Annotated in this window: 13 protein-coding genes; 6 read left to right on the top strand and 7 right to left on the bottom strand. The window is 43.5% G+C overall.

Features of this window, described 5'->3' with window-relative positions:
• Positions 1-167 precede the first annotated feature (167 nt).
• The 4 genes from ubiG to yfaE all read left to right on the top strand — a co-directional run bounded on the left by ubiG (position 168) and on the right by yfaE (position 4,931).
• On the top strand, positions 168-890 hold the full coding sequence (ubiG, locus tag M1E93_RS08000; RefSeq protein WP_004921073.1) for a bifunctional 2-polyprenyl-6-hydroxyphenol methylase/3-demethylubiquinol 3-O-methyltransferase UbiG: 723 nt from the start codon (positions 168-170) through the stop codon (positions 888-890).
• Positions 891-1,225: 335 nt separating this feature from the next.
• Positions 1,226-3,517 carry a class 1a ribonucleoside-diphosphate reductase subunit alpha gene (gene nrdA / locus M1E93_RS07995; RefSeq protein ID WP_004921074.1) on the top strand — a complete coding sequence of 764 codons (2,292 nt, stop codon included), beginning with the start codon at positions 1,226-1,228 and terminating at the stop codon, positions 3,515-3,517.
• 11 nt (positions 3,518-3,528) lie between these two features.
• Entirely contained in the window at positions 3,529-4,665 is a 1,137-nt protein-coding gene (gene nrdB, locus M1E93_RS07990; RefSeq protein ID WP_004921075.1) for a class Ia ribonucleoside-diphosphate reductase subunit beta, read from the top strand.
• Positions 4,666-4,667: 2 nt separating this feature from the next.
• Positions 4,668-4,931 carry a class I ribonucleotide reductase maintenance protein YfaE gene (gene yfaE, locus M1E93_RS07985; RefSeq protein WP_014656251.1) on the top strand — a complete coding sequence of 88 codons (264 nt, stop codon included), beginning with the start codon at positions 4,668-4,670 and terminating at the stop codon, positions 4,929-4,931.
• 62 nt (positions 4,932-4,993) lie between these two features.
• Here the strand turns inward: yfaE and M1E93_RS07980 are convergent, their stop codons facing one another.
• The gene (locus M1E93_RS07980; RefSeq protein ID WP_004921077.1) at positions 4,994-6,334 is read right to left on the bottom strand and encodes an anaerobic C4-dicarboxylate transporter; all 1,341 of its coding nucleotides are present in this window, start codon (positions 6,332-6,334) and stop codon (positions 4,994-4,996) included.
• 486 nt (positions 6,335-6,820) lie between these two features.
• On the opposite strand from M1E93_RS07980, the gene tyrP reads away from it, so the two are divergent.
• Positions 6,821-7,981 carry a tyrosine transporter TyrP gene (tyrP, locus tag M1E93_RS07975; protein ID WP_230084765.1) on the top strand — a complete coding sequence of 387 codons (1,161 nt, stop codon included), beginning with the start codon at positions 6,821-6,823 and terminating at the stop codon, positions 7,979-7,981.
• A gap of 141 nt (positions 7,982-8,122) precedes the next feature.
• Here tyrP and M1E93_RS07970 read toward each other — a convergent pair whose 3' ends face one another.
• Positions 8,123-8,671, bottom strand: a complete 549-nt coding sequence (locus tag M1E93_RS07970) for a YfaZ family outer membrane protein (RefSeq protein WP_004921080.1) — start codon at positions 8,669-8,671, stop codon at positions 8,123-8,125.
• A gap of 298 nt (positions 8,672-8,969) precedes the next feature.
• Between M1E93_RS07970 and M1E93_RS07965 the strand changes: the two genes are divergently transcribed.
• Positions 8,970-10,409, top strand: coding sequence for a catalase (locus M1E93_RS07965; RefSeq protein ID WP_004921082.1), 1,440 nt, complete (start codon positions 8,970-8,972; stop codon positions 10,407-10,409).
• Positions 10,410-10,562: 153 nt separating this feature from the next.
• Here M1E93_RS07965 and menE read toward each other — a convergent pair whose 3' ends face one another.
• From menE to menD, 5 genes are read right to left on the bottom strand one after another with little or no spacing between them, the layout of a single operon-like run.
• Positions 10,563-11,999 (bottom strand): o-succinylbenzoate--CoA ligase, encoded by a 1,437-nt coding sequence (gene menE / locus M1E93_RS07960; protein ID WP_104873572.1) that lies wholly within the window; start codon positions 11,997-11,999, stop codon positions 10,563-10,565.
• Positions 11,987-12,958 (bottom strand): o-succinylbenzoate synthase, encoded by a 972-nt coding sequence (menC, locus tag M1E93_RS07955; protein ID WP_040133286.1) that lies wholly within the window; start codon positions 12,956-12,958, stop codon positions 11,987-11,989. The genes menE and menC overlap by 13 nt, the downstream gene beginning before the upstream one ends.
• Complete coding sequence (menB, locus tag M1E93_RS07950) at positions 12,958-13,815, bottom strand: 1,4-dihydroxy-2-naphthoyl-CoA synthase (protein ID WP_004921088.1); 858 nt, start codon at positions 13,813-13,815, stop codon at positions 12,958-12,960. Before menB ends, menC begins: the two co-directional genes overlap by 1 nt.
• 12 nt (positions 13,816-13,827) lie before the next feature.
• Entirely contained in the window at positions 13,828-14,592 is a 765-nt protein-coding gene (menH, locus tag M1E93_RS07945; protein ID WP_014656254.1) for a 2-succinyl-6-hydroxy-2,4-cyclohexadiene-1-carboxylate synthase, read from the bottom strand.
• The gene (gene menD, locus M1E93_RS07940) at positions 14,592-16,265 is read right to left on the bottom strand and encodes a 2-succinyl-5-enolpyruvyl-6-hydroxy-3-cyclohexene-1-carboxylic-acid synthase (protein ID WP_014656255.1); all 1,674 of its coding nucleotides are present in this window, start codon (positions 16,263-16,265) and stop codon (positions 14,592-14,594) included. Before menD ends, menH begins: the two co-directional genes overlap by 1 nt.
• Between the last annotated feature and the right edge of the window lie 91 nt (positions 16,266-16,356).

Below are 16,356 nucleotides of genomic sequence, written 5' to 3'. Positions count from 1 at the left end.
GAGAAGTGAGTATTTGTCTTTCAAGCTATGTATAATAGCGGAAAAATGTCTTTATGTGTCCGTATACTTTGAGTTTATTGCGTAAGAGCAACAAAAAAACGTTTTATGGCCTCAATAAATTCGCGTATTAACGTTTGGACACCTATCTAGGAACAGGAGCTCCACTCATGAATGATACTTCAACCCCCGCGTATCAGAACGTCGATAAGCATGAAATTGAGAAGTTTGAAGCTATTGCTTCTCGCTGGTGGGATCTCGAAGGTGAATTTGCCCCACTTCATCGCATTAATCCGCTTCGCCTTGGCTATATTATGCAACGGGTTGATGGTTTATTTGGTAAGAAAGTACTTGATGTGGGCTGTGGTGGCGGAATTTTATCTGAAAGTATGGCACGTGAAGGTGCCGATGTGACGGGACTTGATATGGGGGCGGACCCACTGATGGTCGCACGCCTGCACTCATTAGAGTCAGGGATCCCTGTTGAATACGTACAAGAAACAGTAGAGCAGCACGCAGACAAATATCCACAAGCTTATGATGTCGTGACCTGCATGGAGATGTTGGAGCATGTGCCTGATCCACAGTCGGTCGTACGTGCGTGTGCTAAATTGGTCAAGCCCGGTGGGCATGTTATTTTTTCGACGATCAACCGCAATAAAAAAGCGTGGTTAATGGCGGTCGTTGCGGCGGAATATGTGATGAAAATGGTTCCGAAAGGCACCCACGATGCGAAAAAATTTATTCGCCCTTCTGAACTGATTTCGTGGGCAAACGAGGCTCAGCTAAAAGATAGGCATATCATGGGGTTACATTATAATCCACTTAAAGATAAATTCTATTTAGGCCCGAATGTGGACGTTAATTATATGCTCCATACTGTCAACGAATAAATAGCAAGCGTTACGTTCAAGAAAACAGCAAACGATCGCATTTTGCAAAATTTATTTTCGTCACCCTGTTGCGAGTTTCCACTTATAGAATTCCTTTTCTAGTGCAGCTTACCGACAAGGTGACGTTTTTTATCCCTACAGTTATCCACAGAAGACTCAGATTTGTGCACTTGATAAAACCGCTTATTAACATTATCTTGTTATAGTAAAATCAACAAACCACTACATATAGTATGTAATTTGAATCTAACACTACAAGTCTCATAGAGTTAATCTATGAGCTTTTTTGCGTTAGCAATATGCTATTTTGTAGGTCAACCAAGGTGTACTTGCTCATGAACCAGAGTCTGTTAGTCACAAAACGTGATGGACATAAAGAACGCATTGATCTCGATAAAATCCACAAGGTAATCACTTGGGCTGCTGAAGGCCTGAATAATGTATCTGTTTCTCAGGTGGAGTTACGTTCACAGATTCAGTTTTATGATGGGATCAGAACGTCTGATATTCATGAAACCATGATCAAAGCGGCTGCTGACCTTATTACTGGCGATACGCCTGACTATCAATATCTTGCGGCGCGTCTTGCAATATTCCATCTACGTAAAAAAGCGTATGGTCAATTTGAGCCACCCGCGCTGTACAAGCACGTCACTCGCCTTGTTGAAATGGGAAAATATGATAAGCATTTGCTGGAAGACTACTCACAAGAAGAGTTCGAGCAAATGGATAGTTTCATTGACCATTGGCGTGACATGAATTTCTCCTATGCTGCCGTCAAACAACTTGAAGGTAAGTATTTAGTACAAAACCGTGTTACGGGCGAGATTTATGAGAGTGCACAGTTCCTCTATATTCTCGTTGCTGCATGCTTGTTCTCTCATTATCCAAAAGAGACTCGCTTAGACTACATCCGTCGTTTCTATGATGCGGCTTCCACATTTAAGATTTCGCTACCAACACCAATCATGGCTGGTGTTCGTACACCAACTCGTCAATTCAGCTCTTGCGTATTGATTGAGTGTGGCGATAGCTTAGATTCTATCAACGCAACATCCAGTGCGATTGTTAAGTATGTGTCTCAACGTGCAGGTATCGGTGTAAACGCAGGCCGTATCCGTGCTTTAGGTAGCCCGATTCGTGGCGGTGAAGCATTCCATACTGGTTGTATCCCTTTTTATAAGCACTTCCAAACCGCCGTTAAGTCTTGTTCACAAGGCGGTGTGCGCGGTGGTGCAGCGACACTTTTCTACCCTTTATGGCATTTAGAAGTTGAAAGCCTATTAGTGCTGAAAAACAACCGTGGGGTTGAAGGTAACCGTGTTCGCCATATGGATTATGGTGTCCAAGTCAACAAATTGATGTATGAGCGTTTGATCAAAAACCAAGATATTACGCTGTTCAGCCCTTCTGATGTGCCTGGTTTATATGATGCTTTCTTTGCTGATCAGGATGAATTTGAGCGCCTGTATCTGGCTTATGAACAAGACGACAGCATCCGTAAATCCAGTGTTAAAGCGGTTGACCTCTTTTCATTAATGATGCAAGAACGTGCATCAACAGGTCGTATCTATATTCAGAACGTTGACCACTGTAATACTCACAGCCCATTTGATCCTTTAGTTGCACCAGTGCGTCAATCAAACCTGTGTTTAGAGATTGCACTGCCGACAAAACCATTGAATAACATCAATGATGAAGAAGGTGAAATTGCGCTTTGTACGCTGTCAGCCTTTAACTTGGGTGCGATTGAAAACCTTGATGAATTAGAAGAGTTGGCCGTGCTTGCTGTACGTGCATTGGATGCCCTTCTCGATTATCAAGACTACCCGATTATTGCCGCGAAGAAAGGGGCAATGGGTCGCCGTACTTTAGGTATTGGCGTCATTAACTATGCTTATTATTTAGCCAAGCATGGTGTTCGCTATTCCGATGGCAGCGCCAACAATTTGACTCACAAAACCTTTGAAGCAATTCAATACTATCTATTGAAAGCCTCTAACGAATTGGCTAAAGAGCAAGGCGCTTGCCCTTGGTTCAATGAAACCACTTATTCAAAAGGTATTCTACCAATTGATACCTATAAGAAAGAGTTGGATAAATTGACTGATGAGCCTCTGCATTATGATTGGGAAACGTTACGTAAAGATATCCAACAATATGGTCTGCGTAACTCAACCTTATCAGCGTTGATGCCATCGGAAACATCATCACAGATCTCTAACGCAACCAATGGTATCGAGCCACCTCGTGGTTATATCAGCATTAAAGCATCTAAAGATGGTATTCTACGCCAAGTTGTACCTGATTATGAGAATCTTAAAGGCGCCTATGAGTTGTTATGGCAAATGCCTTCAAACAGCGGCTATTTGCAATTAGTCGGTATTATGCAGAAGTTTGTTGATCAGTCTATTTCTGCAAACACCAACTATGACCCAACGCGCTTTGCAACAGGCAAAGTACCAATGAATCAATTGCTAAAAGATTTATTGCTCGCCTATAAGTTTGGTGTGAAAACACTTTACTACCACAACACCCGCGATGGTGCGGAAGATGTTCAAGGTGATCTGGAAGAAGTTGTTGAGTCAGCGGATTCAGATTGTGAAGGCGGCGCGTGTAAAATTTAATAGGAATTGTCATGTCACATACTTACACCATTTTCTCACAAAAGAGAAATGACCAATTACTTGAGCCGATGTTTTTCGGTCAACCTGTTAACGTTGCTCGTTACGACCAACAAAAGTATCCGATTTTCGAAAAGTTAATCGAGAAACAGCTTTCATTTTTCTGGCGTCCAGAAGAAGTTGACGTTTCCCGTGACCGCATTGACTATAATGGCTTGCCTGATCATGAGAAACACATATTTATTAGTAACCTGAAATACCAAACGCTGCTGGACTCTATTCAGGGTCGCAGCCCGAACGTGGCGTTATTGCCACTGATTTCAATTCCTGAATTAGAAACTTGGGTTGAAACTTGGTCATTTTCAGAGACGATCCATTCACGCTCTTACACTCATATTATCCGTAATATCGTGAATGATCCGGCAATCATCTTTGATGATATCGTTGAAAACGAAGAGATCTTAAAACGCGCTCGTGACATTTCTGCTTACTATGACACGCTGATTGAGATGACCAACTATTACCATATGTTTGGTGAAGGTACTCACACCTGCAATGGTAAACAAATCACAGTATCACTACGTGCACTGAAAAAACAGTTGTACCTGTGCCTAATGAGCGTAAATGCCTTAGAAGCTATCCGTTTCTATGTCAGTTTTGCTTGCTCATTTGCCTTTGCAGAGCGTGAGCTAATGGAAGGGAACGCAAAAATTATTAAACTGATTGCGCGTGATGAAGCCCTTCACTTAACAGGAACCCAGCATATGCTGAACTTGTTACGTTCTGGGCAGGATGATCCTGAAATGGCAGAGATTGCTGCTGAGTGCGAAGACGAGTGCTATAAACTGTTCGTGGATGCGGCTGAACAAGAAAAAGAGTGGGCTGAATATCTGTTCAGTGAAGGTTCTATGATTGGCCTAAATAAAGATATTCTGTGCCAATACGTGGAATATATCACCAATATCCGTATGCAAGCTGTTGGGTTAAAATTACCTTTTGAGGCACGCTCAAACCCAATCCCTTGGATCAACGCATGGTTGGTGTCTGACAACGTTCAAGTTGCGCCGCAAGAAGTCGAAGTTAGCTCTTATCTGGTTGGTCAGATTGACTCTGAAGTCAACACTGATGACCTGAGTGATTTCGAACTCTAATCATGGCTAGCCATAAAGTCACCCTGCGGCTCTCGCAGGGTGTGCAAGTACCTTACCACACCGAGATCCACACAAGCCTGCTTGAAGCACTTGAAGACAGCCGTATTCCTGTTGAATATCAGTGCCGAGAAGGCTATTGTGGCTCATGTCGAGTCATGCTATTAAAAGGGAAAGTGGGCTATAAACAAAAACCGCTTGCCTTTGTACAAGACGGTGAGATTTTACCTTGTTGTTGCCATCCCCTTTCTGACATCGAAATCGGTTAAAACCTCACAGCGATGACGCTCTCTTTACGCCATCGCTGTTAATTAAACACGTCACTTACAGATTATAGATAACCATATAATCCTGCAAATACCCATCCAAACACACAAGAGACACCAACACCAATGAGGCCGGGTAGAATGAAGCTGTGGTTAATCACAAATTTACCTATCCGAGTCGTACCGGAACGGTCAAATTGAATAGCGGCTAAATCACTTGGATAAGTCGGAAGAATATAATAACCATAGCAAGCAGGCGCAGATGCGATGATATAGGCAGGATCAACACCAATGCCGAGCGCTATCGGAACGACCGCAGCTAAAGCGGCTGCTTGTGAGTTCACAAATTTAGAGACCAATAAGAGGATCACGGCATAAGCCCATGGATAGTCTTTGACTAATGCCCCAAGCGTGCCTTTGATTTGATCCATATGCGCGCCAAACATTGTTTCTGCCATCCAAGCGATACCATATACGGCAACAATGGCAATCATTCCTGAACGAAAAACCTCATTTTTCGAAATCTGTGCCGGATTTGTTTTACAAATAATGATGATCAGCGCACCAGCGAGCAGCATAAACATCTGTATCACAAGTACCATTGACAGTGGTTTGCCATTAACCAATGGCCTTAATTCAGAAACCGCCCCCAAAATTGCAACAACCCCAATAGAAGCGAGGAAAATCCACATAGCAACCCAATTGATTTTCGGTAACTTTTTATCGAGTAGTGTCGCGCTGTCGCCATACACATATTCGTAATTTTCATGTACCGAAATAAACTTTTGGAATTCCGGATCTTTATCGAGATCTTTCCCTCTGAACCAACTGAAAATACCGATTGCCAGTATCCCGATTAGGGTCGATGGAATGGTAATCGCCAAGAGATCTAAAAATTCGAGCGATTTACCATTAATGGTGATGCCATTTAACATCGCCACTAAAGACACCACTGCAACAGAGACAGGGCTGGCAATAATCCCCATTTGTGCACCAATACTACTGGCCGCCATCGGCCTTTCAGGACGAATATTATTTTTTATCGCCGCGTCATAGATAATAGGAAGGATGGTATACACCACATGCCCTGTACCACACAAAATGGTTAAAATACAGGTAACAAAAGGTGCCACAATAGAGATGTATTTTGGATTTTTACGTAGTAGTCGTTCTGCAATTTGTAGCATGACATCCAAACCGCCTGATGCCTGTAGAGTCGCTGATGCTGCAACAACAGCGATGATCACAAGCATAACATCAACAGGCGGTTTTCCAGGAGGTAAACCAAAACCAAAAACGAGTATCACTAAGCCAACGCCGCCTAGCAGCCCGAGAGCCATTCCCCCTTTTCTTGCTCCGTAGAACAAGCAGACGAGGATAATGGCAAGTTGTATCAAAAAGTCCATAAGTTCATCCTTTCAATTAATGTTTCCTTACATTATCGGGATGAAAGATTGACACAAATTTGATTTATATTAACTGGTTAAAGAATTTAATCTTATTTTTCAATTCGATTTTCCCACCCCGTCACAAAATTTATCTTAGGTTCCTGAGATACTGTCCTGTTAATCTAAAACATCATATATATCAATCAATTAATTAACATCCATTAACATTTAAAATCCGATGTATTTACCTTTAATCACCATATCAATAACGATTATTCATTAACTAGGACGAATAATTCGTTGCTATTTTCACCGTTGCTTTATAAGAAAAATGCGCGTGTGTAATTTTATGTTTACACTCATTGTAATTTAGATTTGACAGAAAAACTGTGATCGCATAATCTGCTCAACTAATAAATCCACGACTTTTAATCAGAGGAATTTGTGAAAAATCGCACGCTAGGTAGCGTTTTAATCGTTGCAGGAACAACAATAGGTGCAGGGATGCTGGCTATGCCACTTGCCGCTGCGGGTGTCGGTTTCACAGGTATTGCATGCCTACTTGTCGGCCTATGGATGTTAATGAGTTATACCTCATTACTGCTCGTTGAGGTTTATCAATACAATCCACCAGATATGGGCTTGGGATCAATCGCGAAAAAATACCTTGGGCCTATTGGACAAATCGTCACAGGCTTAAGTATGTTACTTCTGATGTACGCGCTGACTACCGCTTATATTGGTGGCGCAGGTGTCCTGATCTCCAACAGCCTACTCTCGTGGTGGGATATTCATCTGTCGACCAAAACATCAATTATCTTATTTACGCTTATCGGTGGTGCTGTTGTTTGTATCGGTACGCACTCTGTCGATTTTATTAACCGCCTACTATTTACAGCTAAAATTATCTTTTTAGTCATTATGTTGGCTGTTATGTTACCCCACGTTGAAACCGTCAACTTAGGCAGTATGCCTGCTGAAAAAGGGCTACTGCTGGCGGCAGTGCCAGTCATCTTCACCTCATTTGGTTTCCATGGTAGCGTGCCTAGCCTTGTGAATTACATGAATGGCGATGTGCGTAAACTTCGTATCATTTTCATTACAGGGAGTGCGATCCCTTTAGTTGCCTATATCTTGTGGCAGATAGCCACTTTAGGGTCGATCCCTTCTAACACATTTTTAGGGATTTTGGCGCAAAAGTCTGGCCTAGATGGCTTACTCACCGCCATTCGTGATGTCGTTACGGCTCCACGCGTTAATATTGCCGTTAATCTGTTTATGGATTTAGCGCTAGCCACATCGTTTTTAGGGGTTGCTCTTGGTTTATTCGATTACCTTGCTGATTTATTTAAACGGAATGATAGCCTCATTGGGCGTATTCAGACAGGCTTGTTAACTTTTTTACCTCCGTTATTAGCAGCGTTATTTTTTAGTAGTTTCGTACAGGCGTTAACTTATGCGGCGGTTGCATTGTCTGTATTAGCCCTGATCATCCCCGCATTATTGACAATGCAAGTTAGAGCCGTTGAAAAACCTATCGATAAGCAAGCTCATTACCGAGTTAAAGGCGGCTCTACTCTGCTCCGTCTGGTTTTATTATGCGGTTTTGCAGTGATCATTATTCAATTTGCTATCGTTGCGGGCTACCTACCTAATGTAGGCTAAATTTAGCGTCAAAAACAAAGCTCGTACCGTTCACTAAACGGAAAAGCCCCCCAATAGCAACCAACTATTGGGGGGCTTTTGATATCCGATTTTATAGCGTCACTCCAAACTGTACGGGTTCCGCTATATTACAACCAGTAATTAGAAGCTTAGACCTGCTCCCACATACCAACCGTCAGCAATTTTGTTGCTTGGGTTGTCATGCGTACCTTTAATATCGATGACACGGTAGCCTGCATCAACTGAAAGCGGTTTAAACACAGTATAGCGTGCGCCGACTTTTGCTTCGGTATAAGATTGACTTCCCGATGTTAATGATGCCGGAGCACCATAAGCTTCACCATAAATATTCAAAGAAGGCATCACTTGCCATCCAAGACCGGCTCCACCTGCTAGCGCCATACCATCTTTATTGTCTTCAGGTGATAAATATAAGGCTTTACCACCAACATAGGCTGAAAATGGACCTAGAGGCAAACCAAAGGTTGCGCCTAAGCTACCCATTTGACCATCATGATCACTACGCGCCCATGAGCCATCAAATGCAAGGCCTGCGCCTTTAGTACCAATGCCTGCATTGAGTTCAGTATAATGCTTACCCACATTTGCATTAACAGAAACAGCTTGTGCAGCCCCGACGAACATCATTGATGATGCTGCCGCTGCAACGAGAAATAATCCTTTACGCATATCATTGCCCCATTAATAGAAGTTATTTAGTCATACTACAATATATAAATCCAATTCTCAGTAGTTATTACTGTTTTTTACTTTTCAGTCATTAAAACAACACCATTCACAACGACGCTGAGTATTCCTATTGATTTTTAATCAGTTATCACAGTAATTGGTACTATGTATTAGTTATACTTTAACTAATCAACTATAATCCAATGATAATAAGGCATTATGCATGGAAAGCATTGTATTTCGAACGGAATAAATGCATTTTTTAGTTTTATTGTCTATAACTTACTGGAGTATTGTGATGAAAAAGAAAGGTCTCACGACTGCATCTGGCGCACCTGTTGTTGATAATAATAATGTGATGACGGCAGGCCCTCGCGGCCCTATGCTATTACAGGATGTTTGGTTTTTAGAAAAATTAGCCCATTTTGACCGTGAAGTTATTCCTGAGCGCCGTATGCATGCTAAAGGTTCAGGTGCATTCGGTACTTTTACTGTTACACATGATATTACCCGTTATACCCGTGCAAATATCTTTTCTGCTGTCGGTAAACAAACGGATATGTTCGCACGCTTTTCAACGGTTGCTGGTGAACGTGGTGCGGCAGACGCTGAGCGTGACATCCGTGGTTTTGCATTAAAATTTTACACAGAAGAAGGTAACTGGGATCTGGTTGGTAATAACACCCCTGTGTTCTATCTGCGTGACCCGCTGAAATTTCCGGATTTGAACCACGTGGTTAAACGCTGCCCATACAGTAATATGCGTTCAATGGCTTATAAATGGGATTTCTTCTCTCATTTACCAGAATCACTTCATCAATTGACCATTGACGTGAGTGACCGAGGTATACCTCGTAGCTACCGTCATATGCACGGTTTTGGTAGCCATACTTATAGCTTTATCAATGATAAAAATGAACGTTTCTGGGTTAAATTCCACTTCCGTAGTCAGCAAGGCATTGAGAACTTGATGGATGATGAAGCAGAAGCGATCATCGGTAAAGATCGTGAAAGTTCTCAGCGTGACCTGTTTGATGCCATTAATAAAGGTGACTACCCACGCTGGAAGCTACAAATTCAAGTGATGCCAGAAGCCGAAGCGTCAAAAGTGCCTTATAATCCCTTTGATCTGACTAAAGTATGGCCTCACAAAGACTATCCATTAATTGATGTCGGTTACTTTGAATTAAATCGTAACCCTGCTAACTATTTCTCCGATGTTGAGCAAGCTGCCTTTAACCCAGCAAATATTGTTCCAGGTATCGGTTTCTCTCCGGATAAAATGTTGCAAGGTCGTTTGTTCTCGTATGGCGACACTCAGCGTTATCGTTTAGGTGTTAACCACTACCAGATCCCTGTTAACGCACCACGTTGCCCATTCCATAACTATCATCGTGATGGTGCAATGCGTGTTGATGGTAACAGTGGTAATGGTGTGACCTATGAACCAAACAGTGCAGGTATGTTCCAAGAGCAGCCTAATTTCAGTGAACCACCATTGACGCTTGAAGGTGCAGCTGATCATTGGAACCATCGCGAAGATGAAGACTATTTCAGCCAGCCGCGTGCATTATATGAACTGCTTGATGATGCAGAGCATCAACGCATGTTCAAACGTCTTGCAGGAGAGTTGATTGAGGCTTCTGAAGAGACACAAAAACGCCAAATTGACCTGTTCAAAAAAGTTCACCCTGAATATGGTGCGGGCGTAGAAAAAGCGTTAAATGCCCTTAAATAATCACGCTTAGTTAAACGTCAGGCTCTTATCTTGAGCCTGATGTTTATTATGAGCCATGCCGGAAATCAGTGATTAGTTTGCACTATTGACGAAACAAGCCCATCTGACTCTGACGATGCTTTATCACCCCTGTTTTCATCAAAAATAGATAAACTACAGTCCTGAATTCTCTTTTGACTGAATAAGGTCGGGTTGCTGTAACACCCAATTTTTCACTTGCTGGCGCGATACCTTAATACCGCTTCCTTTTAAGCTATTCTCTAATAGAAAAAAATGAGCAGGATATTGAAAAGGCGCTAGTTTGCCTTTTAGCCAACCTTGAATGGTGTCTAATTCACATTTATCGCTGAACTCAATCACGGCAACAGGCCTTTGACCAAACTCCACATCATCAATTGGAATAATAAAGCTTTGACTCACCGCTGGATGGTTATTAATCACCGCTTCAATATCTTCCGGTTGAACACACTCTCCACCACTAATAAATAAGTTATCCAGCCGCCCGATCACATGATACTCATCGTCGATATATGCGCCTCTATCATTGGTTTTGAACCAACCTTCGATAGTTTTTAATGGAATCATTTTTCCATCAAACCAATATCCCATCGCTTGGCTCTGTGAACGAACCTGAATTTCTCCCTCGACTAAGCGCAACTGTTTCCCTTTAAGTGGAAGGCCAACCCCTTTCTTACCATCTGCACGTTTTGCACAGACGGTCGAAGCCATTTCTGTCATACCATAACCACTCCAGCAATCAATGCCTCTATGTGAGGCAAGATCAGTCAATGCAGTCGGGATCGTCGCGCCACCAAGTAAAACCTGTTTTAAAGATAGTGATAATGTTTCCGTTTGATTGAGTAACCGCCACAATTGTGTCGGAACCAAAGACGCATGGGTAACCGTTTGTAATGCTTCGATAAGCGGTGTTGAGCGTATTGCTAGTTGCGCTCCGCGCAGCAACCAACGCCATAAAATACCTTGCCCTGAAACATGAAATAACGGTAAAGAAAGCAGCCAGCAATCATGCTGTTGGTAATCCATCGCCTGTAACACACCATTTGCACTATCGAGGTGAGCAAGCACATTATGCACTGCCGCCTTTGGTAACCCCGTAGAGCCAGATGTTAAGATCAAAGTGGCGGGTTGGGTCTTCGCATGAGAAAAGTGAGGCAGATGGTGTTCCCACTCATGCGCCGTTACCGCTCGCTCTGACACGGCTAAAATTGGGTAAGTAAACTTAGCCAGTAAACCATCATCAAAATCGATAGCAAAATCAATATTCAGATGTGGTAACAGTTCTGCCAGTAAAGACTCAGGTAAACGAGGGTTAAGAGGCAAAACTTTCGCCCCACAATACAATGTTGCAAGTTGGCTCAATAACAGTTCTACACTATTTTTACCGCGCAACACTACGGTTTGTCCGTCACGTAAACCCTGTTGAGTAAAGTGATAAGCGAGCCTCATCACTCGTTGATTCAGTTGTTCCCATGTCAATGGCTCAATATCGGTAATTAATGCCACTGCTTCAGGTCGATGACTGGCCCAATGTTGCCAAGGCCAGTCTTGGAAAAATACTAACTCTGCCATTCGATAGTCAATTCATCTAATTGCTTCACTGGAAGTGAACTATTTGGCCACGTGCGTATCAGTTGAGACTGGATCAAATCTAATGTGTCCAACCCTGGTAGCGTATTAGGCGTTAATGCATTAGCAATGCGCGCTAACTGAGTCAAACCAAAACTACTTTCAATCGATGAGCTGATCACCGCTTGCAGACCGTGATGATGAGCCTCTGTGACTAATTGGCGGCAATAAGCAAGGCTACCGGTTAACATCGGCTTGATCACAATCGCCGCAACTCCCGGTTGAGGCTCCACCCTAAAACCAGCCTCACGCACACTTTCATCCCATGCAATGGCAATGCCAGTATCTGCGGCATATTGCAGTGATTCTTCCCGTGTTTTACAAGGCTCTTCAAGGAAGTCAATACGATCGCGATAAGCAGGGTTTACATATTTCGCAAAGCCATCTGCTTTTGCACGCGTCCAGCTACGATTAGCATCAAGACGTAATTTTAGGTCAGGCACCGCTTCCAGTAATAGGTTCGCCACCATGCCATCACGTACCGCCTCATACAAGCCGACTTTGACCTTAGCGATTTTTTCGCCTTCCATTGCACTTAGACGCAAAATCAAGTCATCAGGATCACCACTACACAATGGTGCTTTGCGGTAGTCGGCTTGCTCAGGAAGTTCCCCCGATAATTCGGCCAATGCACAACTACAACCAAAAGCTACCGACGGTAACAGGCTTTCCGCTAGTGGCTTACCACTTACCCACTCGGCAAGCCGATGTTTGGCTTCTTCTGTTGCCTCCGCCAGCGTTTCTTGGCTAAATTCGGGGAGCGGTGATATTTCCCCCCACCCTTCATTATCCCCTTCTTGTAAGCGAACCAACAACCCATCGCGAGTTTTCAGGCGTTGGTAGCGCAGGATAACGCCTGCCTCCATCGGCAGGCTAAACGCGTAAAGTGTTGCCTTACGCATTATGGATTACGCTTATATTTAGAGAAATCTGGCGCACGTTTTTCATTAAACGCATTGCGTCCTTCTTGACCTTCTTCTGTCATATAGAACAGCATAGTTGCATTGCCAGCCAACTCTTGTAGGCCTGCCTGACCGTCACAATCTGCATTGAGTGCCGCTTTCAAACAACGTAGTGCCATTGGGCTATTTTCAAGCATTTCACGACACCAGCGTACGGTCTCTTTTTCAAGAGAGGCATATGGTACAACCGTATTCACTAAGCCCATTTCCAATGCTTCTTGAGCGTTATACTGGCGGCACAGGAACCAAATTTCACGCGCTTTTTTCTGACCAACAATGCGTGCCATATAGGATGCACCCCAGCCACCATCAAAAGAGCCTACTTTAGGACCTGTTTGACCAAAAATCGCGTTATCCGCGGCAATCGTTAGGTCACACATCATATGTAATACGTGCCCACCCCCAATAGCAAAGCCAGCCACCATCGCCACAACAGGTTTTGGACAAGTACGAATTTGGCGTTGGAAATCTAGGACGTTGAGATGGTGAGTACCACTTTCATCACGATACCCGCCGTAATCCCCACGAATTTTTTGGTCTCCCCCTGCACAGAATGCTTTTTCGCCTTCACCCGTCAAGATAATAGTACCGATTTTATCGTCATAACGCGCATCAGCTAACGCTTGGATCATCTCTTTTACGGTCTGTGGGCGAAATGCGTTACGCACCTGTGGACGGTTAATCGTAATCTTTGCAATCCCTTCTGACGACTTGTGATAGAGAATGTCGTCAAACCCTTCTGAGCAATCTTGCCATTCGATTGGGGCATAGAGTTTTTCTTCGCTAGGATAAATCATTATCAAGTTCCTTTAACCACAGTGTGATAAAAAATGATGAAGTGCAGTGGCATAGCCATACGGATTTTCCCGATGAGCATTATGCCCTGCATTATTAATTAGCGTAATCGGCAAAGCATATTGTTGCGAAACGCTTCGAAATTTTTGATCTTGTTCACCACAAAAGTAGCGAAATGGCATCGTAAGCTGATACAGTTTGTCCACCAAAAAAGGCTGTTTAGACAAAGAGGTACTTTCTAACATATCAGCGACAGCTAAGGGGTTATTGTGCTGTCTTAACAAGATTAATTGTTGGCGTTGGCTCGCAGTTAAATGTGCAAATACAGGTTGTTGATACCAATCATTTAACACTTGGCAAATCGGCTCGTGGCGAAAACGTTGCGCCCAATGGTGGTCGTTGGTGTAACGAGACTCCCGCTCCGATGAGCTATTTAGCCCAACATTTCCTCCTTCAATTACCAACCCACTTAAACCTGCTGGTTGGCGATAACAAGCCGTATGCATAGCAAGGCGTGCACCCAACGAATATCCAATAAGGTAATAATGTTGAATACCATGATGTTGTAAAAGTTGAACCAACTGCTCATCAAAATCAGCAAAACTTTGGCAGCTTATAGACTGAGATAATCCATGACCGGGCAAATCAACACGCAATGACGGGAAGTTAGGGCACAGTTCCACCATCGGCAGCCATTCATCGGCGCTACCGAGCAGCCCGTGTAACCACACTAACCAAGGCCCCGAATGATGTTCATTGTGTCGATAAGCCGCTAACATCAGAAACTGCCTACCTCATCAAGTAACTGTTTTAAAGTTCGCGCACCTTCGTCACTCTCGGTGTTTAATTCAATCAACAATGTCCCTTGTTGGTTATACCAAAATTGTTCAACAGTGTTTTTTAGAGAGAGCCAATCTTTAGGTGCTGCGTACTGCAAGCCAAACATCAGTGCCGCATGCTGAAAGTGAATATTTTGTGGCATACAATAATACTGCTGCCTTGCCGCTTCAGGCGTAGGTAGCATAGAAAATATCTGCCCACCGTTATTATTCACCACAATTAAAATTGTTGGCGCTGAAGGCGCTCGCAATAAAGCGAGGCTATTGAGGTCATACAGTGCCGAAAGGTCACCAACAATCCCCAAGGTCGGCTTGGTGGTTGCCCGCTGGACACCAGACATTGTTGAAATTAGACCATCGATACCACTGGCCCCCCGATTACTATAAACCGGATAACCCACGGGTAATTGCGCCAAAGCATCAATTAGCCGAACAATTAAGCTATTACCCACAAATAACTGCCCTTTTGGCGGCAGTAGCGCTGGTAATTGATGCGCAATCGCGGCTTCAGAAAAGTGATTGCGTAACTTTGTACTCACATGCCGTTGTGTCTGCTCAGCCAACGAGTAAAGATCTTCACACCAAGCCCCTCTTGGTTGAGCGGGATGAGCATCAAGCCACCCTTTAATTGAGCATGTTAATTTACGTCCGTAGTGATGAGCGGGATCAAGGCGTTCTGGGATCGTATCAATGATCCAGTATTCTTGTGGATGGCACTGCGCTTGCCATTGAAGTAGGCGTTTTCCTGTTAAGCTCGAGCCGAATTGTACCACCAGTTCAGCTTCATTAAGTCGCGCTTTGGCCTGTGGATGAGCTAACCATAAATCTGCACAAGGATAAGGTTGCCCTGTTTGTGACAACACATCGCTAATTAACGGCCAGCCAAGTTCCTTCGCCCAGTTTGCAACACGCTCACCATCTTGACTATTCATACGGCCCGCAATAACAACCCCTTTTTTCTGACGCCAAAAATACCAGTCAGAAATATGGGCAACGGTGTTGGTTAAAGGCTCGCTTAACCAAGGTAAATTAGAATGCCACCAATCGCCAAGTTGTTGCTGCCATTCATAATCTCCTTCCGTTTCACCATACAGCGGCTCAGCAAATGGGCAGTTAATATGGAAAGCGCCGTGGTGTAGTTGATTCATCCCATTATCAATGGCACTGACTAACCATTTCGCCGAAATATCACGAGTTGGTCGGGGTAACATCAAACTTTGTGATGGGTGTGACGCAAAGATATATGTTTGGCGAATAGCCTGATTCGCGCCACAATCGATAAGCTCCGGCGGTCTATCTGCCGTCAAAAAAATGACTTTTTCGCCAGTCAGTCCGGCTTCAATTAGGGCAGGATAGAGGTTAGCCACTGCGGTTCCTGAAGTGACGATCACGCCGACAGGCTCAAGGCTTGCTTTTGCTAAACCTAAAGCTAGATGCCCCAAGCCTCTTTCATCAAAATGAGTATGGCAGTGAAGCTTATTGTTATTCGCTGCTGCTAACGTCAAAGGTGTAGAGCGAGAACCAGGCGCAATACAAATATGTTTCATACCGTGGCGGGTGAGTGCTTCGATAATAATCTCAGCCCAACGCATATTAAAAACAGAATTCGACATAATGAGCTCAATAAGTTGTTTATTATCAGTAAGTGTAATGCGCTTGATATAAATTTCTTGATCTTAGAACAATTTTTAGTGAACTAATTGA

This window comes from Providencia sp. PROV272, from assembly GCF_049901975.1.
Taxonomy (GTDB): domain Bacteria; phylum Pseudomonadota; class Gammaproteobacteria; order Enterobacterales; family Enterobacteriaceae; genus Providencia; species Providencia stuartii.
The sequence above is the reverse complement of the archived record's forward strand: the minus strand, read 5'-3'. Positions and strand labels throughout refer to the sequence as shown.